Raw genomic sequence first — 21,888 nt, 5'->3', positions numbered from 1 at the left:
CGCTGTGGAAGGCATTAAAGGATCTGAAGTTAACGTTCCTGACGCGGTATTTGCGTGGATACTTGACGGAAAGGGGGCAGCAAGGCCGCTGGAAAACGACGATATCATCGATCGTGAACACCCTTGCTGGCTTCACCTGAACTACACGCAACCTGAGAGTGCTGACTGGCTGGCATCGACCCCATTACTCCCCAACTATGTGCGCGATGCGCTGGCTGGGGAAAGTCTGCGCCCGCGCGTTACGCGAATGGGTGAGGGTACCCTGATCACCCTGCGGTGTATTAATGGCAGCACCGATGAACGTCCCGATCAGCTGGTAGCGATGCGCGTGTATATGGATGAGCGGCTCATTGTCTCGACGCGTCAGCGCAAGGTACTGGCGCTGGACGATGTCATTAATGATCTGAAAGAGGGGACCGGGCCGGAAGATTGTGGTGGCTGGCTGGTGGATGTCTGCGATGCCCTGACCGAGCACGCCAGCGAGTTTATTGAAGAGCTGCACGATAAAATTATCGATCTGGAAGACAATCTGCTCGATCAGCAAATTCCCCCGCGCGGTTTCCTCGCGCTCCTGCGCAAACAACTGATTGTGATGCGGCGCTATATGGCTCCGCAGCGCGATGTCTATGCACGGCTGGCGAGTGAGCGCCTGAGCTGGATGAATGACGATCAGCGCCGGCGGATGCAGGATATCGCTGACCGTCTTGGCCGCGGGCTGGATGAGATTGACGCCTGCATCGCGCGAACCGCGGTGATGTCCGATGAGATTGCGCAGGTGATGCAGGAGTCGCTATCCCGGCGCACCTACACGATGTCGCTGATGGCGATGGTCTTTTTACCCAGTACCTTTTTAACCGGCCTGTTTGGCGTCAATCTGGGCGGCATTCCCGGAGGGGCATACCGCTTCGGTTTTTCAGTGTTTTGCATCATGTTAGTGGTTTTAATCGGCGGTGTTGCATGGTGGTTGCATCGCAGTAAATGGCTGTAAATTTACGCATTTCTCAGGTTGTGAAAAGCTTAAAACGCCATTTTACTTGAGCGAGGTCAAGAAACTGCCTGTCGTAAAGGTGCACTATTCGTTTCGCAGGTGAATGCAACGTCAAGCGATGGGCGTTGCGCTCCATATTGTCTTACTTCCTTTTTTGAATTACTGCATAGCACAATTGATTCGTACGACGCCGACTAAATTAGTCGGCTTTTTTTTGCCTGTCGTACAGCAGCGTCTACCCTAAAAGAGTCACTCCCAATGCCCGGAGGGTAAAATGACCTGTCTGTTAACACTGCTGCTCTGGCAGCCACAACAATCGGACCCGGTGCCTACCGACCCGATACCTGTGCCCGAACCTATTCCGCGTCCGCAACCGATGCCGGATCCACCCCCTGATGAAGTTCCGATTAAAATGTCGCATCGTAAGGGCAGATCTGCGAGGATACGCGCCTGCTGACTGTGACTTTTTTAACGCGAGAATAATTGTGACCGCCTTTTCTACACTGAACGTACTGCCTGCCGCCCAACTCGATAATCTCAACGAGTTGGGCTACCTGACGATGACTCCTGTACAAGCTGCCGCGCTTCCGGCGATCCTTGAGGGACGCGATGTACGCGTGCAGGCGCAAACCGGCAGTGGTAAAACGGCTGCATTCGGTCTTGGCCTGTTACAGCACATTGATGCCTCGCTCTTCCAGACGCAGTCGCTGGTACTTTGCCCGACCCGGGAGCTGGCGGATCAGGTGGCTGGCGAACTGCGCCGTCTGGCGCGTTTCTTGCCTAACACCAAAATTTTAACCCTCTGCGGCGGTCAGCCGTTCGGCGCCCAGCGCGACTCCTTGCAGCATGCGCCGCACATTATCGTTGCCACGCCGGGCCGTCTGTTGGATCACCTGCAAAAAGGGACGGTGTCGCTGGAGGCCCTGCAAACATTGGTGCTTGATGAAGCCGACCGCATGCTGGACATGGGATTTAGCGAGGCCATCGACGAAGTGATCCGTTTTGCCCCTGCCTCTAAACAAACCCTTCTCTTTTCGGCGACCTGGCCACAAGCCATTGCGGCGATCAGTGGCCGGGTGCAGCAAAATCCACTGGCGATCGAGATCGACACTGTGGATGCGTTACCCGCGATCGAACAGCAGTTCTTTGATACCACGCAGCAGGGCAAAATCCCGCTGCTCCAGAAGCTGCTAAGCATTCACAAACCCGCCTCCTGCGTGGTGTTTTGTAATACTAAAAAAGATTGCCAGTCGGTGTGTGACGCCCTGACCGCGGCGGGCCAAAGCGCGCTCTCCCTGCATGGAGATTTAGAACAACGCGATCGTGACCAGACTCTGGTGCGTTTTGCCAACGGCAGCGCGCGCGTGCTGGTGGCGACGGATGTGGCGGCCCGTGGCCTGGACATCAAATCCCTGGAGCTCGTGGTGAACTACGAGCTCGCATGGGATCCCGAAGTCCATGTCCACCGTATCGGACGTACTGCGCGTGCAGGGAACAGCGGGTTAGCCATCAGCTTCTGCGCGCCGGAAGAGGCGCAGCGCGCCAACATCCTGGCGGAGATGCTGCAAATCAAACTGAACTGGGTCACAGCCCCGGCGAATGTCAGTATTACGCCGCTGGCGGCGGAGATGGCCACCCTGTGCATTGATGGCGGGAAAAAAGCCAAGATGCGTCCGGGTGATGTGCTGGGGGCGTTAACCGGTGACATTGGGCTGGAGGGTGCCGATATCGGGAAAATTGTTGTCCATCCCGCTCACGTTTATGTGGCAGTACGTCAGTCGGTAGCGCAGAAAGCCTGGAAACAGCTGCAAAACGGAAAGATTAAAGGCAAAACCTGCCGCGTTCGCCTGCTGAAATAGGCGGGGAAATCGCGTCTCAGCGCTTGTCTGAGACGCGTTGTTTTTATTTCACTTCAATGACGTTCAGGCGCATCTCATCCAGCTGTGCGTCATCTTCTTCCGGCTGCCATCCCGCCGGCTGCATCGGAATATCTTCGCGGTCAAAGGCCAGATCGCCGCCGTTCACCACTTCTGAACCGTGCTTAATACCTTTGAAGTCAAACAGGTTGATATCGCTAAGGTGCGATGGCACTACGTTCTGCATGGCGCTGAACATGGTTTCTATGCGACCTGGATAACGTTTGTCCCAGTCACGCAGCATGTCGGCAATCACCTGGCGTTGCAGATTAGGCTGCGAGCCGCAGAGGTTACATGGAATAATCGGGAAGGCTTTAGCCTCGGCAAAGCGCTCGATATCTTTCTCGCGGCAGTAGGCCAGTGGACGGATCACTATGTGCTTCCCGTCATCGCTCATCAATTTTGGCGGCATGCCTTTCATCTTGCCACCGTAGAACATATTCAGGAACAGGGTTTGCAGGATGTCGTCGCGGTGATGGCCGAGGGCAATCTTGGTGCAACCCAGCTCGGTGGCAGTACGGTAGAGAATACCGCGGCGCAGGCGAGAGCAGAGCGAGCAGGTGGTTTTGCCTTCCGGGATCTTCTCTTTCACAATGCCGTAGGTATTCTCTTCAACAATCTTATACTCCACACCCTGCTGGTCCAGATATTCCGGCAGGATATGCTCCGGGAAGCCCGGCTGTTTCTGATCAAGGTTGACCGCAATCAGCGAGAAATTGACCGGGGCGCTCTGCTGGAGGTTTCGCAGGATCTCCAGCAGGGTATAACTGTCTTTACCACCTGACAGGCAGACCATGATGCGGTCGCCTTCTTCAATCATGTTGTAATCCGCAATGGCTTCGCCGACGTTACGACGCAGACGCTTTTGCAGCTTGTTCAGGTTGTACTGTTCTTTTTTACTAATATCTTGATTCTGTTGCATTTAAAAGTTACTCAGATATCAAATGGGGCACCAGTGGGGTAAAGCGCCGGTCTGGTCTTCAGCATTACCGCCTGTTCGCTATTGCTCTCATCTTCAAGAAAGCAAAGATTTCGTACACCCTCTGCGCATGAATGTGCCCCATCCGATTAACAATAAAAGACGGGTTAGCGCCTGCTGGTCATCACCAGCATGCGAAAGTGTGCCGTGTATGGTACGGATTGCGGCGACGAATGCCAGCATGTTTTAGCGCAGAACGTCACTCTTGCTTCCTGCGCAGCAAAATTTGTAAACGCTTCAGGAACGCATAAAGGGTAAAGAGCGTGCATCGCCTCTATTTTCTATCACGTCTGGCGGGTAAAAATACGTGATCGCGGTGCGCTAAAAAACGCGCTTTAAGGGGCACCATGATAAAAAAAAGCCCCCACAAGGAGGGCTACAGGAGTCTCAGTCTTAACGCTCTTTTTATTGATGTTTCCCCGGAGTTGGCATTCTCCGCATCAGAGTCATCAATAGCCTGGCAGCCTGGCCACCAACAACAAGCGTATGGCCTGGTGATTAGGACTTTCCTTACGTATAACCTCACACATTAGCCCCCAAGCCCATTAATTACGACAAATTAAGCACCTGAGCGGCAATGCCTTGCCCAGCCAAAGTACAAGAAGGCGTTACGTCATGCCCTGCAGGCGGGCAGTAATCGCCAGCGCGTCTTACACTTAACCCGTACCGGTGGGGCCTGTCATAACAGGGTGCGCATTTTTAGCAGAGTTTCAACGAGGGGGATCCTATGGCAAATAAAGTGTCAGCGCAGTGCCACTGCGGCGCGGTGCAATTTACGGTTGAGCTGTCGGATGGGTTTAACACCATCCGCCGCTGTAACTGCTCCTTTTGCCGTATGCGCGGCGCGGTAGTGGTCTCAGCACCGCTGTCGGGCGTGACGGTGTTGAAAGGCAAAGATAAACTGACAGAGTACCGATTTAACACGCGGACGGCGGCGCACTATTTTTGTTCAGTATGCGGCATCTACACCTTCCATCAGCGTCGTTCCAGGCCCGATCAATATGGCGTGAACGTGGCCTGCATTGAGTATGTTTCGCCGTTCGACTTCCCGGAAGTGGAGGTGTCGGAAGGGACCGTACATCCGAACGACGGCGGCGGCGGGCTGGCGGGAATACTCACCTATCGCCCGGTCCGCAGGCTGGCGGATTAGCCTGGAGGTTAAGGGCAGACGCACAGCGGAGGTGCGTTCACCGAAGCTTCGTCTCTTTAAACTTCCCTTTTACGACGCCATCATAGAAGCGACCTTTCGAGACGACGCTCAAAAAGTCGTTATAAATACGTACCGGCACACGCTGATAACTGTACGCGCTGCGATCGATAAAACGAATCTCCAGCGTTTCGCTAAATGTATCGTAAGCAATAGACGCGATGCGTGAAGATTTGACGGCGTGATGATTCATAGCAAGGTCCCCTTTACTTCGAGGCAGAGGTGATAGTAATCCTGGCTCAATTCCCCCGGTTGGCGCAACTAAAATGAGTGGTTGCGTGTAAAGCCTAAATATAAGGTTATGAACTGTGGGTGTGAAATAAGCAAAACTGATGGGCTGGTATAAAATAGTCGCCCGCGAGGATACGCGGGCGGCTGTTATCAGAACTGATAAACCAGACCGGTGGCGACGATATCGTCGGTACCTATGCCATTGGCGGCATAGAAAGCGTTGTCTTCATCCAGCAGGTTGATTTTATAATCAACGTAGGTAGACATATTTTTGTTGAAGTAGTAAACCGCACCCACTTCAGCATATTTCACCAGATCCTGGTCGCCCCAGCCGTGACCCAAATCTTTCCCTTTTGACTGCAGATAAGAGACGACCGGACGCAGACCGAAATCGAACTGATACTGGGCAGTGACTTCGACGTTCTGGGTTTTATTGGCGACCGCGTCCTCAAATTTGCCATACGGGGTCATGTTACGGGTTTCAGAGTACATGGTCGCCAGGTAAATGTTGTTGGCGTCGTATTTCAGGCCGGCGGTCCAGGCATCCGCTTTGTCACCGCCCGCCGTAGTACGGTTGATCTGCGCGTTGGTACGGTCAGAGGTGGTGTAGGCCGCGCCGGCGCTGATACCCATCCCGAAATCGTAGGTAGAGGAGATACCGAAGCCGTCCCCGTTTTCATGACGAATGTCGCGACCGTTATTGGTGCCTTCGTTCCCGTTGCCCTCATCTTCGTTGTTACCCTGATACTGCAGCGCTACGTTCAGGCCTTCAACCAGGCCAAACAGATCCGCATTGCGATAAGTCGCCACGCCATTGGCACGGTTGGTCATGAAATTATCTGCTTTGGAATAGCTGTCGCCACCGAACTCTGGCAGCATATCGGTCCAGGCCTCGACGTCGTACAGCACGCCATAGTTACGACCGTAATCAAAAGTGCCGTACTGGCCGAACTTGAGGCCCGCAAAGGCCAGACGCGTCCAGGACTGATTTTCAGACCCTTCGGTATTATTGGCCTGGACGTTATATTCCCACTGGCCGTAGCCAGTCATCAGATCGTTAATCTGGGTTTCGCCTTTAAAGCCCAGACGGATATAAGTTTGATCGCCGTCAGCCCCTTTATCGTCAGAGAAATAGTGCAGGCCATCAACCTTGCCGTAGAGATCTAATTTGTTGCCATCTTTGTTATATATTTCTGCCGCATGAGCTGTGCTAGCCATTAAAAGGACAGGAATGATCGAAGCCAAAACTTTTCTTTTCATGATGACGGATCCTCAAGCTATATTTTATTATTTAATACGTGCTGAACCTTCCCGGCTGGAAAGGTGTCTCATGCTAATTCACTCGCTTGCGGAGTCACAAGGTATAATTGTTACTATGTAAGTAAAATCTCAAGGATATAATGCAGGGGAAATAATGATAAGTTACATGAATATATTTAAGTGGAACTATGTGAAATAGGAATTATACCTGTTCCGTTAACTGTATTAGAATAGGCTGCGTTATATGCCCGTTGTTATTTAAATTCGTTGAGAATACGATTTAAAATTTTAAATCCTATTGTTTTCCAAATGGAACAGCCCGAAGACAAATCTTCGGGCTTTTTTTATACCGCTAAATAGGGATTACTCGCTCGGCGCTTTCTCCGCTTTACCGGCCATCTGCGCCAGGAAATCATAGCGTTTTTGCAGATCGGCGGCGGCGTCTTTCCAGAGCTGCTCTGCCACCTCCGGCTGCTGCGCGTTAAGACGACGGAAGCGTTGCTCCTGCAATAGCGTCTCGGCCAGCGCGTCAGACGGGGGACGTGAATCCAGCGCCAGCGGCAGTTTCCCCTCATCGGCGCGACGCGGATCATAGCGATACAGCGGCCAGAATCCGGTTGCAGTAAGCTGGCGCATCTGGTCGTGGCTCAGCGCCAGATCGTAACCATGCTCTTCGCACGGGCTGTAGGCGATAATCAGCGACGGGCCTGGATACGCTTCCGCCTCCTGAATCGCCTTCACGGTCTGGTTAAGCTGGGCACCCAGCGAAATTTGCGCCACGTACACATGGCCATACATCATCATGCTGACGCCCAGGTCTTTGCGCGCTTTGCGCTTGCCATGCTCGCCAAATTTGGTCACTGCACCCAGCGGCGTCGCTTTCGATGCCTGACCGCCGGTATTGGAGTAGCACTGAGTATCCAGCACCAGAATGTTGACGTTTTCCGTCAGGCTGAGCACGTGATCCAGCCCGCCAAAGCCGATGTCATAAGCCCAGCCATCACCGCCGATAAGCCAGATCGATTTTTCCACCAGTGCGTCGGCATCGGTAAGGAGCTGTTCAGCCCCCGCAACGCCCTGAAGCGCACTGCGCAGCGCAGTAACCTGTTCACGACGCACGTCCGGCGTCGCGTCAGCGTGCAGCGCAGAGTTCAGATCAGCCGGGATGTTATCGGCAAACTGTTCCAGCAGGCGCATAACCCGCACCCGGTGCTGGTCTACGGACAGGCGGAAGCCCAGACCAAACTCGGCATTATCCTCAAAGAGAGAGTTCGCCCAGGCCGGCCCGCGGCCATTGGCATCGGTAGTGTACGGCGTGGAGGGCAAATTCCCCCCGTAAATAGAGGAGCAGCCGGTGGCATTGGCGATGAGCATCCGGTCGCCGTAGAGTTGGGTCAACAGCTTAATATAGGGCGTTTCACCGCAGCCGGAGCAGGCGCCGGAGTATTCAAACAGCGGCGTAATAAGCTGCGAGGTACGAATATCGATCCGCTCAAGCTGGTTACGATCAATTTCCGGCAGGTTAAGGAAGAAGTCGTAGTTGGTTTTCTCCTCCTCGACGTGCTCCAGCCGGGACATCATATTGATGGCCTTGATCTCCGGGTTCTGGCGATCTTTAGCCGGACACACCTCAACGCAGAGATTACAGCCGGTGCAATCTTCAGGCGCGACCTGCAGCACATACTTCTGTCCGCGCATGTCGCGGGATTTCACATCCAGTGAATGGAGGCTGGCCGGTGCCGTTTCCATCGCCTCAGGCGAGACCACTTTCGCGCGGATGGCCGAATGCGGACAGGCAGCGACGCAGTGGTTGCACTGCGTACAGAGCTCCTCTTTCCAGATCGGAATGGCTTCGGCGATATTGCGTTTTTCCCAGCGGGTGGTGCCCAACGGCCAGGTACCGTCCGGCGGCAGCGCGGAGACGGGCAGGGCATCACCCAGACCTGCCAGCATCGCGGCGGTGACGGTTTTAACAAAGTCTGGTGCCGCATCCGATACCACCGGTGGACGGTGCGGACTGCTGGCATTTACCGCTTGCAAGGGCACTTCTGCCAGCGATTCGCGGGCCAGTGCCAGCGCTTGCCAGTTGCGCTCCACCAGCTCCTGACCCTTGCTGCTGTAACTTTTGGCAATCGCCCCCTGCAGTTCCATCAGGGCGCTGTCGCCTGGCAGAATATTTGTCAGGTGAAAGAACGCCATCTGCATCACGGTGTTAATGCGCGCCGCCAGACCGCACTCGCGGGCAATTTTTGCGGCATTCACCACAAAGAAGCGCGCTTTTTTCTGATTCAGCATGGCCTGCACGTCCTGCGGCAGACGCCCCCAGACCTCATCGGCGCTGTAGGGGGTATTCAGCAGGAAGATGCCGCCCGGTTTCAGGCGCTCTACCATCTGATATTTGTCGATAAACTGCAGCTGGTGGCAGCCAACAAAATCGGCCTGCGACACCAGATAGGCAGAGCGAATCGGCTCCTCGCTGACGCGCAGGTGCGAGACGGTTAACCCGCCTGCTTTTTTCGAGTCATAGACAAAATAGCCCTGGGCATACCAGGGGGTGGAATTACCAATGATTTTGATGTTGTTTTTGGTGGCCGACACGCTCCCGTCGCTGCCCAGACCGTAAAACAGCGCTTCTAGCTTCGCACGCGAGGGCAGGGTGTTTTCCGGTAACGGCAGAGAGAGGTGGGTCACGTCGTCGTAGATCCCCACGGTAAAGCGCGGCTTCGGCTTGCTGGCCTGCAGTTCGTTAAAGATTGCCAGCACGCAATCCGGGCCAAACTCTTTAGATGAAAGGCCATAGCGCCCGCCAATAACGCGCGGCAGTGTTTCGCGCTCGCCGCTGCTGAAGGCTTCCGCCAGCGCGGTCATCACATCCAGATGCAGCGGCTCCGCCTGCGCGCCGGGCTCTTTGGTGCGGTCCAGCACCGCCACGGCGCGTGCGCTCTCGGGCAGTGCGGCCAGCAGGTGTCGGGCCGAGAAGGGGCGATAAAGACGCACTTTTAGGACGCCCACTTTTTCGCCACGGGTCAACAACTCATCGACCACCTCTTCACAGGTCCCGATGGCCGATCCCATGATCACTATCACGCGCTCCGCCTGCGGGTGACCGTAATACTCGAAGGGCTTGTACGCCCGTCCGGTGGCATCGGCAAAGTCGTTCATCGCCTGCTCCACGTGGTCGTACACCGCGTTGTACCACGGGTTGGTGGCCTCCCGGGACTGGAAATAAGTATCCGGGTTTGCCGATGTACCGCGAATCACCGGGTGTTCCGGATTCAGCGCCCGGGCCCGGTGGGCATCGATCTCTGTCTGCGGCAACAGGCTACGGATGGTGTCGTCCGTAATCGACTTAATTTTGTTGATCTCATGCGAAGTGCGGAACCCATCAAAGAAGTGAATAAAGGGCACGCGGCTCTTCAGGGTGGCAATGTGTGAGATCAGGGCAAAGTCCTGCGCTTCCTGGACGCTGCCCGCGCAGAGCATGGCGCAGCCGGTCTGGCGTACGGCCATAACGTCGGAGTGGTCGCCAAAGATCGACAGGGCGTGAGTGGCAACGGTACGGGCCGCCACGTGCAGTACAAACGGCGTTAACTGACCGGCCAGTTTGTAAAGCGTCGGGATCATCAACAGCAGCCCCTGCGAAGAGGTAAACGAGGTCGAGAGCGCCCCCGTCTGTAACGCCCCGTGCACCGCGGCGATCGCCCCGGCTTCTGACTGCATCTCAACAACGCGGGGCACATCGCCCCAGACGTTTTTTAAACCATTACCCGACCAGGCATCGGCCTGTTCAGCCATTGTGGAGCTGGGGGTAATTGGGTAAATGGCGATCACTTCACTGGTGCGAAACGCGACGGACGCGACTGCGCCATTACCGTCAATAGTTTGCATAGGAGACACCCTTACATTGCGCAAAAAAGAGGGGACTCGCGCGCGATGACGAGTCCTGTAATTATCCTTTAATGTTAGCAAAGGTAGGGTTTTTCAATTTTCGCTTTTGTGTCCTGGGAGACGGCCGCGCCCCCGATCAGATCAAGGTTTTGCCAAAAAATTGCGAGAAAATGTTTCGCGGACGCATAAATACGCGTATGCGGTCTCGACGCGAGCGGAGTGGGTGCCTATGATGGTTAGGTTTTGCCAATTCATGTGGGGAGAAGTTATGCGTGCAGCATTTTGGGTAGGGTGTGCCGCCTTGTTACTGTCGGCCTGTAGCAATGAACCTGTTCAGCAGGCCACCGCCGCGCATGTCGCGCCGGGGATGAGAGCGGCGATGTCCAACTCGGGACAAGCGAACTGCGCCATGATTGGCGGCTCGCTCTCGGTTGCACGTCAACTGGATGGCTCGGCCATCGGCATGTGTGCCTTGCCCAACGGCAAACGTTGCAGTGAACAATCGCTTGCCGGCGGATCGTGCGGAAGTTACTGATTACTCCACACGTTTAAACATCAACGTCGTTTCTGCCGTCGCCAGGGTTAATTGATCCTGGGTGAGGTCAACCTGCGCGCCTTTGCGCAGCATAGTGCTGAGCGTATTATCCAGCTCATTCCGCTGAGGGTCGGTACAGAGTTTGCGCGTCATCGCCATCTCTTTGACCTTCAGTTCGCCCTCTGAGAGCTTCCCTTCACCGCTGAAGCGGTTACACATCACCCCTGATACGGCCATTTTCTCACCAAACGCGATTTCAGGTGGTGTGGCGGAGGGCTTTACGGCGGTGCCGTTAACACTTTCCAGCACAAAGCGGTGGTTCTGTAACTGATCTTTTTGCACTGAGGCTTTCCCTGGGTTTACACAGCCGGTCAGGGTCAGGCTTAACAGCGTTACTGCAACGAGCGTTTTCATTTTGGTTCTCAACATTATTACTGCGAAATGCCTAACTCACATTCTATAAAGGATGTGAAAAATATCATCGGGCTTAATCTGAAAGCGAAAAGGCATTGTCCATATCTATGTATGAACAATGCCTTGCGGGACATTATACCAGCGCGTTCGGGCTCTCTTCCCCTTTGGCCAGCTGGCTGAGGTTACCGAGGGTGGTCTCAGAGATGCTGATCAAGGCTTCGGCCGTCAGGAAGGCCTGGTGGCCGGTGAACAGCACGTTATGGCAGGCCGACAGGCGACGGAACACGTCATCCTGAATCACGTCGTTTGATTTGTCTTCAAAGAAGAGATCGCGTTCGTTCTCGTAAACATCCATCCCCAGCGCACCGATTTTCTGCGTTTTCAGCGCTTCGATCGCGGCCTGAGAATCAACCAGACCGCCACGGCTGGTGTTGATAATCATCACCCCGTCTTTCATCTGGTCGAAAGCGCTCTGATTGAGCAGGTGATAGTTTTCCGGGGTCAGAGGGCAGTGCAGGGAGATCACATCGGACTGGGAGAAGAGCGTCGGCAGATCAACATACTCAACCCCGAGATCCAGCGCCGCTGCGCTCGGATAGGGATCAAACGCCAGCAGACGCATACCGAAACCTTTCAGAATACGCAGTGCCGCTACGCCAATTTTACCGGTACCGACCACCCCCGCCGTTTTACCGTACATGGTAAAGCCGGTCAGACCTTCGAGGGAGAAATTCGCATCACGGGTGCGCTGATAGGCACGGTGAATACGACGGTTCAGGGACATCATCATACCAACGGCATGTTCAGCCACGGCTTCCGGAGAGTAGGCCGGGACGCGAACCACTTTCAGCCCCAGCTCTTTGGCGGCATCGAGGTCCACATTATTGAAGCCCGCACAGCGCAGGGCGATATACTTCACCCCTTGTTTCTTCAGCTCTTCCAGCACCGGTCTGCTCCCGTCATCATTGACGAAAATGCAGACGGCTTCGCAGCCGTGCGCCGTTTTGGCCGTTTTTTCAGTCAGCAGAAAGTCGAAAAATTCAAGCTCGAAGCCATACGCCTCGTTAACATGTTGCAGGTACTTTTTATCGTACTGCTTTGTGCTATATACCGCGAGTTTCATAGGACTTTCTCCAGTGATTTGACTTCATAGTAGCGTAATTAAAATAATTTTACATTTTATGAAAAATTATTGAAATCAATATCTTCTATGAATAATTCTAGAGCATCTTTGCGCCTGAACTCTATCAGATTAAAACAACAGGGTTTTATTCTGCCACTCTCGCTTTACCCTAACGCATCAGCACACGCGGTTTACCGCTTCGGGTCAGAGCAACTATCCTTAAAACGCACCTGGCTTCAATCTGGCGGCTAAACGTGCCACAATGCCCGGCATTGCCGGCAAATATTTTCGCTAAATCAGGATATTAACTACCCATGAAGGGTAAATACAAAGCCGCCATCGCGCTCCTTCTGCTGCTGTTACTGCTGCCATTGACGCTGCTGATGACCCTTGCCCAGTGGGTTCCGACCCTGGCCGGGATCTGGCTGCCGGTGGGGACCCGCATTGCTTTCGAAAAAAGCCCGCACCTGACGCGCCACGCCCTGGTCATCCCCGATCTGCGCTATCTGGTAGAAGATTGCGAAATCGCGCGCATCGAAAATGCCACGCTCTCTCACCCCAGCCGCTGGCAGTTCGACGCCGCTGCGGTCACGCTTAATAGCGCCTGTTTCAGCAAAATTCCGCAAAGCGCGCCGAGCGCAGCCGCCCCGAAGACCCTTGCGGAGTGGCAATCATTACTGCCCAACACCTGGCTGAGTATTGATCGCCTGACCCTGGCGCCCTGGCAGCAGTGGCAAGGCAGAATTACCGCTTCACTGACCCCGAAAGTGCAGGAAATCCATTACGACGGTGAATCAATCAAGCTGCGTGGTACGCTGCGCGGACAAAATCTTACCGTCAGCGATGTTGAGATCCAGTTGCCAGACTCGCCCCAGCCGGTGAAGCTGGTGGGCGAATTCACGCTTCCGCTCGTACCGGACGGCCTGCCGGTACAGGGGCATGCCGTGACCACCTTCTCGGTGCCCCAGGTTAACTCTCCGGTCGATGCCGAACTGGAGTGGCAGAATAACAGAGGTCAACTGGTGATGATTGCCCGCGAAAGCGGCGAGCCGTTGCTGGATCTTCCCTGGCAGATCACCCCGGAGCAATTCTCCATCAGCGATGGCCGCTGGAGCTGGACGCAATCGGGCATTCCGCTTGGCGGTCGGCTGGGGGTGCGAATTGAAAACTGGCAGCAGGGCATCGATAAGGCCACTATTTCTGGCCGGATGAACGTGGTTACCTCCGGTGATGCCGGAAAGGGTAACGCCGTGCTCAGCTTTGGCCCCGGCACGTTAAGTATGGATAACAGCAATATGCCGCTGCATCTTAACGGTGAGGCCAAGCAGGATGATCTCATTTTCTACGCCGGGCTCCCGGCAACGCTGACGGGCAGCCTGGCCGATCCTAAACTGGCTTTTGCCCCCGGGGCGCTGCTACGTTCGCGTGGCCGTCTCATCAACGCGCTGAATATTGATGAAGTGCGGTGGCCATTGGCCGGGGTCACGCTTACCAGTAATGGCATTGATGGACGTTTACAGGCCATTTTGCGCGCGCATGAAAATGAGATGGGTAACTTCACCCTTCATCTTGACGGCCAGGCGAACAACTTTTTGCCGGATAAGGGGCTGTGGCAGTGGCGTTACTGGGGCGAGGGACATTTTCTGCCCATGCAGGCGCGTTGGGATGTAGCAGGCAAGGGCGAATGGCGCGACACGGTGATTGCGCTGAACGCGCTCTCCACCGGCTTTGATAAACTGCAATACGGCTCTATGCTCGCCAGCAAGCCGCGGCTGGTACTGGAAAGCCCGGTGCGCTGGCAGCGAGACCCTGCCGATCCCCATTTTAGCGGCGCGCTGGCCTTTAATGCACAAGAGACGACCTTTACCGGCGGCAGCGTGCTGCCGCCCTCCACCCTGACGTTCAGCGTCGATGGCACCGATCCCACGCTCTTCCAGTTTAAAGGGGCGCTGCACGCCGGGGCTATCGGCCCGGTACAGGTGAATGGCCGTTGGGATGGCGAACGTTTACGCGGGCAGGCGTGGTGGCCGCAGCAGTCGTTAAACGTCTTCCAGCCCCTGGTCCCGCCTGACTGGAAAATGAAGCTACGCGATGGGGAGCTCTATGCCCAGGTCGCCTTTTCTGCGGCGGCGGATCAAGGTTTTGAGGCGGGAGGACATGGCGTGCTAAAAAACGGCAGCGTCTGGATGCCCGACAACGAGATCAACGGCGTCGATTTCGTCCTGCCATTCCGCTTCAGCGAGGGCGTCTGGTCGCTGGGCACCCACGGCCCGGTTACGCTGCGTATCGCGGAGGTGAAAAACCAGGTGACGATGCACCACATCACCGCCGACCTGCAGGGCGATTACCCCTGGCGCGAAGAGGCGCCGCTGCTGTTAACCGACGTCAACGTCGAACTGTTGGGGGGCAAGGTCACCATGCAGCAACTGCGGATGCCCCAGCATGATGCGGCATTGTTACGCGTGCAGAATATCTCCTCCAGCGAGCTGATCAGCGCCGTGAATCCGAAGCAGTTTACCCTCTCCGGACCAGTGAGCGGCGCGCTGCCGTTCTGGCTGGATAACGATAAGTGGATTATCAAAGACGGCTGGCTCTCTAACGCCGGGCCAATGACCCTGCGTATCGATAAAAACACGGCAGACGCGATCGTAAAAGACAACATGGCCGCCGGCGTCGCTATCGACTGGCTGCGCTACATGGAAATTTCTCAGTCGTGGACAAAACTCAATGTAGATAACCTGGGGGAGCTGACGCTATCGTCAACGCTTAAAGGCATCAGCCGCGTGGATGGCAAATCGAATGCCGTTAACCTGAACTACACCCATCAGGAAAATGTGTTTACTCTCTGGCGCAGCCTGCGCTTTGGCGACAACCTGCAAGCGTGGCTTGAACAGAACGCCACCTTACCAGCAACCCACTGCCCGAAGGGCAAGGAATGTGAGGAACAACAATGAGAACACTGGCCGGTGGCGTCGCCGCCGTGGTCGTTATGCTGCTGACGGGCTGTACGCCGCGTATCGAAGTGGCGGCCCCGAAAGAGCCCATCACCATCAATATGAACGTGAAGATCGAACACGAAATTCACATTAAAGTGGATAAAGACGTGGAAGCGCTGCTGAAATCCCGCAGCGATCTATTCTGAGGTGGTCATGAAGAAATCCTTAGCCATCATTCTGCTTACGCTGGGACTCTGCGCGCAGGCCTCGGCGCTCACGTTGAACGAAGCCCGCAGCCAGGGGCGTGTAGGGGAGACGCTGGACGGATACCTGGCGCCCGTGGCTCAGGATCGCGAGACGCTGGCGCTGGTAGCGCAAATTAACCAGGCGCGTACCGACAGCTATCAAAAACTGGCGGACAGTAACAATATTCCGGTAGACGAAGTGGCCAAAATGGCCGGCATCAAGCTGGTGGAGCGCGCCCGCCCCGGTGAGTATGTCAAAGGCATTAACGGCAAGTGGCTAAAGAAGTGATCAGCGGTGGCGTTTGCGGTATTCCCCGGGTGAGATGCCAAATCGTTGCTTAAAGGCGGTAGAAAAATGGCTGTGATCGGTAAAGCCCCAGCTGTAACCAATGCCCGCCAGCTTCTCTTCATCGCGGGTTGCGCGCAGCATTTGCGCGCAGAGATCGAGACGACGGTTTTTAATGTACTGCGCGACCACCAGTCCTTTATCGGCAAACATACGATAGAGACTGCGTACTGACATACCGCTCTCTGCCGCAATCCACTCGGGGCGCAGATGTTCCGCCTGAATATGATCGTCAATCAATGACAGCACGCTTTTGAACTGGCGCTCCTTGCGCGGCAGGGTGCTTTCACGCTGCTGTAATACCGGGCGCAGTAAGCAGACCATCGCCTCCAGCGCCGCTTCGCTCTCTTGCTCGCTAAGCGTCGGGTTGCTCATGCTCTCCTGCATCAGACGGTGGCTTAATTGTACCGTGGGCAGGGTATGGGAGAGTTTTTGTGCGCAGCTCACCTCCTGAAAACGTAAGTGCTGTTCAAGGATCTGTCGGGGCAGCAGCAGGGAGATTTGGCGAGACTTCTCCTGCCAGTAAAGCGAGCAGGGGCGCGAGGCGTCGATTAAGCTAATATCCCCGGCTGCCAGGGTGATCTGACGGTCATCCTGTTCCAGTCCCGCCACGCCTTCGAGCTGGAAAACGGTATAAAACCAGGCGTCGTTACTGTGCTTAATCTCCTGGCGGGTGCGAAACAGATTCACGCCACCGGCGGTCACGGTGCTCAGCTTCAGGTTACCGGTCCAGGTCGACTCCAGCTCGCCAAAAAATTCACCGTTCATTGGCCGGGCCGCGAAACTGCCGCAAACCGCGTTAATTTGCGCCAGCCAGTGCTGAAATCTTTCCTGTTCGCTTACGCACGCCATATTCATTCCCGTCACGCCGTTAATGTTTAAGCATTGTTGCATTTATGTTGCCAAATTCCACAGGCATTGCGCTGACTATAGGAAAGAACACTTACCGGGAATAGTGTAATAAGCGGGAATTATCACGAATTGCGGTGCCTGTCACAGGTGACAAAGTGAATGTCATAGAGATAAAAGCGGATTTGCCAAAGCCACCTTAGACTGCTGTGACACCCTGCGAAAGATAAGGAGAAGGTATGTCTGATACTCAGGTCGCCGTACTGCAAAGCGTGCAGCAATTTTTAGACCGCCAGCACGGTCTCTGGATCGAGGGAGAGCAGACTGCCTCCGATAGCGATAACCGTCTGGACGTGTTCAACCCGGCGACCGGCGAGGTGATTGCCACCACCGCCGACGCCAGCGCCCAGGATGTCGATCGCGCGGTCATGTCCGCGTGGCGCGCCTTTGTGGGCCGTAGCTGGGCGGGTAAATTGCCCGCCGAGCGTGAACGCATTCTGCTGCGTTTTGCCGATCTGGTGGAGCAGCACAGTGAGGCGCTTTCCCAGCTTGAAACCCTGGAGCAGGGCAAATCCATTAATATCTCCCGCGCCTTTGAAGTGGGCTGCACCCTGAACTGGATGCGTTATACCGCCGGACTTACCACCAAAATTACCGGCAAGACCCTCGACCTCTCTATTCCCATGCCCCAGGGGGCACGTTACCAGGCCTGGACACGCAAAGAACCCGTCGGCGTCGTGGCGGGCATCGTGCCGTGGAACTTCCCGTTGATGATTGGTATGTGGAAAGTGATGCCCGCGCTGGCGGCAGGCTGCTCGATCGTGATCAAGCCTTCGGAAACCACGCCGCTGACCATGCTGCGGGTGGCCGAGCTGGCAAGCGAAGCGGGTATTCCCGACGGCGTGTTTAACGTGGTCACGGGCAGCGGGGCAGTGTGCGGCGCCGCCCTGACCAGCCATCCCCATATCGCTAAGGTGAGCTTTACCGGCTCTACCGCCACCGGCAAACAAATTGCCCGCGCCGCGGCGGAGCGTCTGATGGGCGTCACCCTTGAGCTGGGTGGCAAAAACCCGGCCATTGTGCTGAAAGATGCCGATCCGGCCTGGGTTATCGAAGGGTTAATGACCGGCAGCTTCCTCAACCAGGGCCAGGTGTGTGCGGCCAGTTCGCGTATCTATATCGAAGCGCCGCTGTTCGACACCCTGGTAAGCGGGTTTGAGCAGGCGGTGAAGTCCTTAAGCGTCGGGCCGGGCATGTCCCCGCAAGCACATATCAACCCACTGGTCTCCCGCGCCCATTGCGACAAGGTTCAGACCTTCCTTGATGAAGCGCAATCCGGGCACGCGGAGCTGATTACCGGCAATCGTGGGCCGGACGGTAAGGGCTATTATGTCTCGCCAACGCTGGTGGTGAACCCGGATGCCAGCCTGCGCCTGACGCGGGAAGAGGTGTTTGGCCCGGTCGTCAATTTAGTGCGGGTGGCCGACGGGGAAGAGGCGCTGAAGCTGGCGAACGACACCGAATATGGCCTGACCGCCAGCATCTGGACGCAAAACATCAGCCATGCGCTTTCGTACAGCGATCGACTGCAGGCCGGTACCGTCTGGGTGAACAGCCATACCCTGATTGACGCCAACCTGCCGTTCGGTGGCATGAAGCAGTCCGGCACCGGGCGTGATTTTGGCCCCGACTGGCTGGACGGCTGGTGTGAAACCAAATCGGTGTGTGTACGGTATTGAAGTTAGCTGAAGCCCTCGCCAGAGGGCTTTTTCACATCACGTAGCTTTCAGCAATCTTGTGCTCGTTCTTAACATAGTTGTGGAGTCGCTTTTTATAGATAAGCGAGAGCAGCAGGCTTGCGGCGATCCAGAACAGCAACATACTGAGCAAGGTGACCATGGTGTAGATAACCGGCTTATCTTTTTCGAACTGTTTTACTGCCTTAATCACATCCTGCTTATATTCCTCATTAACAAAGGTCTCGCAAATCATTTGTACCAGGCCGTGGGAGGGGGTAAGCGGCATTTCTGCGGGAGCCTGGCAGGTGGCCGGGGTGATCGACCAACGCCCTTTACGGATGACTGCAAAAGCCTCTGAACCGCCCTGCGGGGAGAGATAAAAGTTCTCATCGGTAGGCTTGTAAAAAAGCGATGCCGCGCCTTTTGGCGTATTCGCGACCTTAAACAGCATGTTGCCCATAAAACCGCAGGCGCTCAGCGAGATAGCGGCGATTAAGCATGATCCAATCAGCTCGGTTCTGGATATCGAGGGGGTTTTGTTTAAAGGGAGATTGATTGCGAAGAGGAACAACAGAAACCGGCTTATTCCATTCTTCTGGTAAATTTCATGGGCCGAAGCGGGGTTCCGCCTGGCACAGACCTTCATGAGCGCTACGATGGCGCCAAAAATCGCGATAAATGCAGCCAGCGTTCCGATTGGCGATCCGCTGAACTCCTTGCCAATTAAGTCGATGAAAGAAATATTATTTTCCATAGCGTCCTCTTCGGTCGATCATCATCCACTGGCACATTATTAGCAGCCTGATAGTGAATTAGGAAGCGTTACGTCCCGGGAGGCGGTGGTCATATCGTGTTAACCATGGCAAAAAAAGCCGGGCATCACGCCCGGCTTCACAGTTATTTACTGTCGTCTTTCTTCTTGCCAAGCGTAGGGGTCTCGTCAAAGAAGTTCCAGGGTTTGAGCAGGGTATGGACCCACTCGGTTGGCATGATAGGCCACTCCTCCGCACGTGCCACGTGGGTGGTACCGGTGGTCATCCAGACCACGTTATCCTGGTCGTTCAGGTTTTCATTATCTTTACTGTACTTGCCCAGCCCCTCATCGTGAATGGAGCGGTTCGGGAATTTACCTTCCGGGTACATCTCATTGGGATGGTAGCGGGTCACCCACAGCTGCTTATCCATAAAGCTCAGACGATGGTAGATCCACTCATCCTTCGCGAAATTCGCTCCGGTGGCGACCGGGTGGGTGCCCCCGGCGTAAGGGATTATCTGGTAAGACACCGGGTTACCCATGCGGTTCTCTTTAGTGGTGTTGCTCAGCAGGCGGATGGTGCCGGGGTCGAACTTCTGTGCCGCCTGCTGTTCGGTATCAATGGTGTATTGATTCACCTGCATGGTGCTGGTACGTGGGCCGCCCGCGGTGTTTGGCTTCACCTCAGGATCCATGGCCACCATGCGGTTGTTAGTGCCATCTACGTCCATATCCAGGCGGAAGTTATAGATATGCTGGTGGGTGGTGCCAACAATATTATGGTCGATCAGCGTGCCATATTTAGTGTCATCTTTGGCGCTCGGATCGTGCATGGTTTTCGCCTGCACCCCTTTGACCGCTTCGATACCGGTTGCCCCGGCATCAATTCCGATGGTGCCATTTTGGTGGAAGACCCAGTCAAAGATGTAGTCGTAGTTCCCTACGGTACTGACCCAGCGCACCACCAGCTCCCGCCGCTCGGCGCTGACGTTGGGTTTACCCATCTCCTGGTGCTTGTACTCTGGCCCGGCATAGCGTTCGAAAATAGCGATAGCGCGCGGGATCTCCATCGGTGCCCCGGTATAGTCCGGAATGGTCTCGTTGAGCATCACCGCATTTGAAGGCACATCTTTACCGCGCACCAGCGAGGAGGTCAGGGTGCCCATGCCATAATCGCCGGAGTCCAGATAAGCCTTGAAGTACCAGCCCACATCCGGGTCGCCGTAAGGCACGATCATTCCGCCCAGCGATCCCTGGTACATAACCTGACGTTTTTTACCGTTGTCGTTATAGGTAATGGTCGACAAAATCGGCCCTACGCGGGAGTCCAGTCGCAGGTGGAAATCCCAGTTCTGCCAGTGCACCATGTCGCCGGTAATGGTGTAGTTTTTACCTTCCGGCTCCACGATATTCAGCGGTTTGAGACTCGGCGCCACGCGGTCGCGGCCATCATACGGACGCGGCGTCAACGGTACTGGCACCACCGGACCCTCTTCAATTTTCTGGATCTTTTTCTGCTCCAGGTCGACCACGGCCACCAGGTTTTCGATCGGGTGGGCCCAATAGTTACCGTCACCGACATCCAGATAGCTCACCACCTTCAGCAGGCGATCTTCCTGCCGGAGGCCGTCTTTACCGTCGAAGTAACCGACCGTCAACGGCGTAGTCACTACCTTACTCGGGTCATCCACGCCGTGCTTCTTCAGCGCTTGCGCAAACTCCGGGCTGGAGGTGACGATGCTTTGTACGGTCATAAAGTCATCCAGCAGCACCATGCCGTGCGCATCTTTGATAGCCGCCCAGCTGACCACTTTTTTCTCTTGCAGATCCACCACGCTTTCGACGATATGTTTCCCGTCGAGCATGGTGATGGCGGCCTGACGAGGCGCATCAACGGCGGTGCCATTGAGGACAAAGTCCCATACTTTGGCTTTTTCAGGCTCTACCAGCGCAATCTGGGTAAAGCGGGTGTTAGGTTTGAAATCCGGCGCGGCTTTAACAATTTCCACCGCCTGCTTGATCTCGTCGGCCGAGAGGGCGTTCAGCGGGTGCGGGGTCTTTTCCACCTGGAAAGTCTGGTCCAGCCCTGACTGGAAGACGTCGTTAATAAAGGTTTCGGGGATCATCGCCGTCTGGCCTTCCATCACCACCGGCACCTGTAGCGTCACCGGCTGGCCGTTGACCATCGCCTGTTTCGCGCCGGGTTTCACCTTCACAAAGGCGCCATCCTTGCTGATGGTAAACATCTGGGCGTAGTCATCCCATTGCACATCCGCGCCAAAGTCGGCCAGGGTTTTGTCCATCGGCACCATGTGTGCGGCGGTGCCATGCGCCATCGCCGGCGCCTGGCCAAGTAAAAGGGCCGCGACGGCCAGAGCGACTGCCGTTTTACGCGGGGAAAAAAGAGAGGGGCTTCCCATAATTAACCTCGTATTGTTGTGTCGTTGTGCACTCGGGACCGCTGTTCTGCGCGCGGTT

At 55.5% G+C, this 21,888-nt stretch carries 18 protein-coding genes and 1 pseudogene; 9 read left to right on the top strand and 10 right to left on the bottom strand.

What is annotated here, in order from left to right; all coding sequences use genetic code 11:
* Positions 1-4 precede the first annotated feature (4 nt).
* The 3 genes from zntB to dbpA all read left to right on the top strand — a co-directional run bounded on the left by zntB (position 5) and on the right by dbpA (position 2,847).
* Positions 5-988 carry a zinc transporter ZntB gene (zntB, locus tag WFN75_RS08050; RefSeq protein WP_040078480.1) on the top strand — a complete coding sequence of 328 codons (984 nt, stop codon included), beginning with the start codon at positions 5-7 and terminating at the stop codon, positions 986-988.
* A gap of 274 nt (positions 989-1,262) precedes the next feature.
* On the top strand, positions 1,263-1,445 hold the full coding sequence (gene ynaL / locus WFN75_RS08045; protein WP_419394868.1) for a proline-rich small protein YnaL: 183 nt from the start codon (positions 1,263-1,265) through the stop codon (positions 1,443-1,445).
* Positions 1,446-1,473: 28 nt separating this feature from the next.
* Positions 1,474-2,847 (top strand): ATP-dependent RNA helicase DbpA, encoded by a 1,374-nt coding sequence (gene dbpA / locus WFN75_RS08040; RefSeq protein ID WP_046885238.1) that lies wholly within the window; start codon positions 1,474-1,476, stop codon positions 2,845-2,847.
* A gap of 43 nt (positions 2,848-2,890) precedes the next feature.
* Here the strand turns inward: dbpA and ttcA are convergent, their stop codons facing one another.
* Both ttcA and WFN75_RS08030 read right to left on the bottom strand, forming a co-directional pair.
* Positions 2,891-3,826 (bottom strand): tRNA 2-thiocytidine(32) synthetase TtcA, encoded by a 936-nt coding sequence (gene ttcA / locus WFN75_RS08035; protein WP_207291830.1) that lies wholly within the window; start codon positions 3,824-3,826, stop codon positions 2,891-2,893.
* Positions 3,827-3,837: 11 nt separating this feature from the next.
* Positions 3,838-4,079 (bottom strand): annotated as a pseudogene (locus WFN75_RS08030) (hypothetical protein); the annotation flags it as partial.
* A 531-nt stretch (positions 4,080-4,610) separates the two neighbouring features.
* Here WFN75_RS08030 and WFN75_RS08025 point away from each other — a divergent pair.
* Entirely contained in the window at positions 4,611-5,033 is a 423-nt protein-coding gene (locus WFN75_RS08025) for a GFA family protein (RefSeq protein WP_046885239.1), read from the top strand.
* A gap of 37 nt (positions 5,034-5,070) precedes the next feature.
* Here the strand turns inward: WFN75_RS08025 and WFN75_RS08020 are convergent, their stop codons facing one another.
* The 3 genes from WFN75_RS08020 to nifJ all read right to left on the bottom strand — a co-directional run bounded on the left by WFN75_RS08020 (position 5,071) and on the right by nifJ (position 10,469).
* Positions 5,071-5,283 (bottom strand): KTSC domain-containing protein, encoded by a 213-nt coding sequence (locus tag WFN75_RS08020; RefSeq protein WP_336995988.1) that lies wholly within the window; start codon positions 5,281-5,283, stop codon positions 5,071-5,073.
* 188 nt (positions 5,284-5,471) lie between these two features.
* Complete coding sequence (gene ompC, locus WFN75_RS08015; RefSeq protein ID WP_212475780.1) at positions 5,472-6,581, bottom strand: porin OmpC; 1,110 nt, start codon at positions 6,579-6,581, stop codon at positions 5,472-5,474.
* Between the two features lie 363 nt (positions 6,582-6,944).
* On the bottom strand, positions 6,945-10,469 hold the full coding sequence (gene nifJ, locus WFN75_RS08010; protein ID WP_336995987.1) for a pyruvate:ferredoxin (flavodoxin) oxidoreductase: 3,525 nt from the start codon (positions 10,467-10,469) through the stop codon (positions 6,945-6,947).
* 268 nt (positions 10,470-10,737) lie between these two features.
* On the opposite strand from nifJ, the gene WFN75_RS08005 reads away from it, so the two are divergent.
* A complete protein-coding gene (locus tag WFN75_RS08005) occupies positions 10,738-11,004 on the top strand; it encodes a putative hemolysin (RefSeq protein WP_040078481.1) in 267 nt (88 codons plus the stop codon).
* Here the strand turns inward: WFN75_RS08005 and hslJ are convergent, their stop codons facing one another.
* Together hslJ and WFN75_RS07995 are read right to left on the bottom strand one after the other, a co-directional pair.
* Positions 11,005-11,418 carry a heat shock protein HslJ gene (gene hslJ / locus WFN75_RS08000; protein ID WP_046885243.1) on the bottom strand — a complete coding sequence of 138 codons (414 nt, stop codon included), beginning with the start codon at positions 11,416-11,418 and terminating at the stop codon, positions 11,005-11,007.
* A gap of 133 nt (positions 11,419-11,551) precedes the next feature.
* Positions 11,552-12,541 carry a 2-hydroxyacid dehydrogenase gene (locus WFN75_RS07995; RefSeq protein ID WP_046885244.1) on the bottom strand — a complete coding sequence of 330 codons (990 nt, stop codon included), beginning with the start codon at positions 12,539-12,541 and terminating at the stop codon, positions 11,552-11,554.
* A 314-nt stretch (positions 12,542-12,855) separates the two neighbouring features.
* Here WFN75_RS07995 and WFN75_RS07990 point away from each other — a divergent pair, with 314 nt between their 5' ends.
* From WFN75_RS07990 to WFN75_RS07980, 3 genes are read left to right on the top strand one after another with little or no spacing between them, the layout of a single operon-like run.
* Positions 12,856-15,495: a YdbH family protein gene (locus tag WFN75_RS07990; RefSeq protein WP_336995986.1), complete on the top strand. Its 2,640-nt coding sequence runs from the start codon at positions 12,856-12,858 to the stop codon at positions 15,493-15,495.
* A complete protein-coding gene (locus tag WFN75_RS07985) occupies positions 15,492-15,683 on the top strand; it encodes a YnbE family lipoprotein (RefSeq protein ID WP_212475786.1) in 192 nt (63 codons plus the stop codon). Before WFN75_RS07990 ends, WFN75_RS07985 begins: the two co-directional genes overlap by 4 nt.
* A gap of 7 nt (positions 15,684-15,690) precedes the next feature.
* The gene (locus WFN75_RS07980) at positions 15,691-16,011 is read left to right on the top strand and encodes a YdbL family protein (protein WP_046885247.1); all 321 of its coding nucleotides are present in this window, start codon (positions 15,691-15,693) and stop codon (positions 16,009-16,011) included.
* Here WFN75_RS07980 and feaR read toward each other — a convergent pair whose 3' ends face one another.
* The gene (feaR, locus tag WFN75_RS07975; protein WP_336996240.1) at positions 16,012-16,920 is read right to left on the bottom strand and encodes a transcriptional regulator FeaR; all 909 of its coding nucleotides are present in this window, start codon (positions 16,918-16,920) and stop codon (positions 16,012-16,014) included.
* A 236-nt stretch (positions 16,921-17,156) separates the two neighbouring features.
* Here feaR and WFN75_RS07970 point away from each other — a divergent pair, with 236 nt between their 5' ends.
* Entirely contained in the window at positions 17,157-18,656 is a 1,500-nt protein-coding gene (locus tag WFN75_RS07970; RefSeq protein ID WP_263617542.1) for an aldehyde dehydrogenase family protein, read from the top strand.
* 31 nt (positions 18,657-18,687) lie between these two features.
* On the opposite strand, the gene WFN75_RS07965 is transcribed toward WFN75_RS07970, so the two are convergent.
* On the bottom strand, positions 18,688-19,410 hold the full coding sequence (locus WFN75_RS07965; RefSeq protein ID WP_263617541.1) for a DUF6216 family protein: 723 nt from the start codon (positions 19,408-19,410) through the stop codon (positions 18,688-18,690).
* A gap of 143 nt (positions 19,411-19,553) precedes the next feature.
* Positions 19,554-21,830, bottom strand: a complete 2,277-nt coding sequence (tynA, locus tag WFN75_RS07960; protein ID WP_336995985.1) for a primary-amine oxidase — start codon at positions 21,828-21,830, stop codon at positions 19,554-19,556.
* Between the last annotated feature and the right edge of the window lie 58 nt (positions 21,831-21,888).

It is taken from the genome of Leclercia sp. UBA7405 (assembly GCF_037152215.1).
Lineage (GTDB): Bacteria > Pseudomonadota > Gammaproteobacteria > Enterobacterales > Enterobacteriaceae > Enterobacter > Enterobacter pneumoniae.
This window is presented reverse-complemented; position numbering and strand designations above follow the sequence as displayed.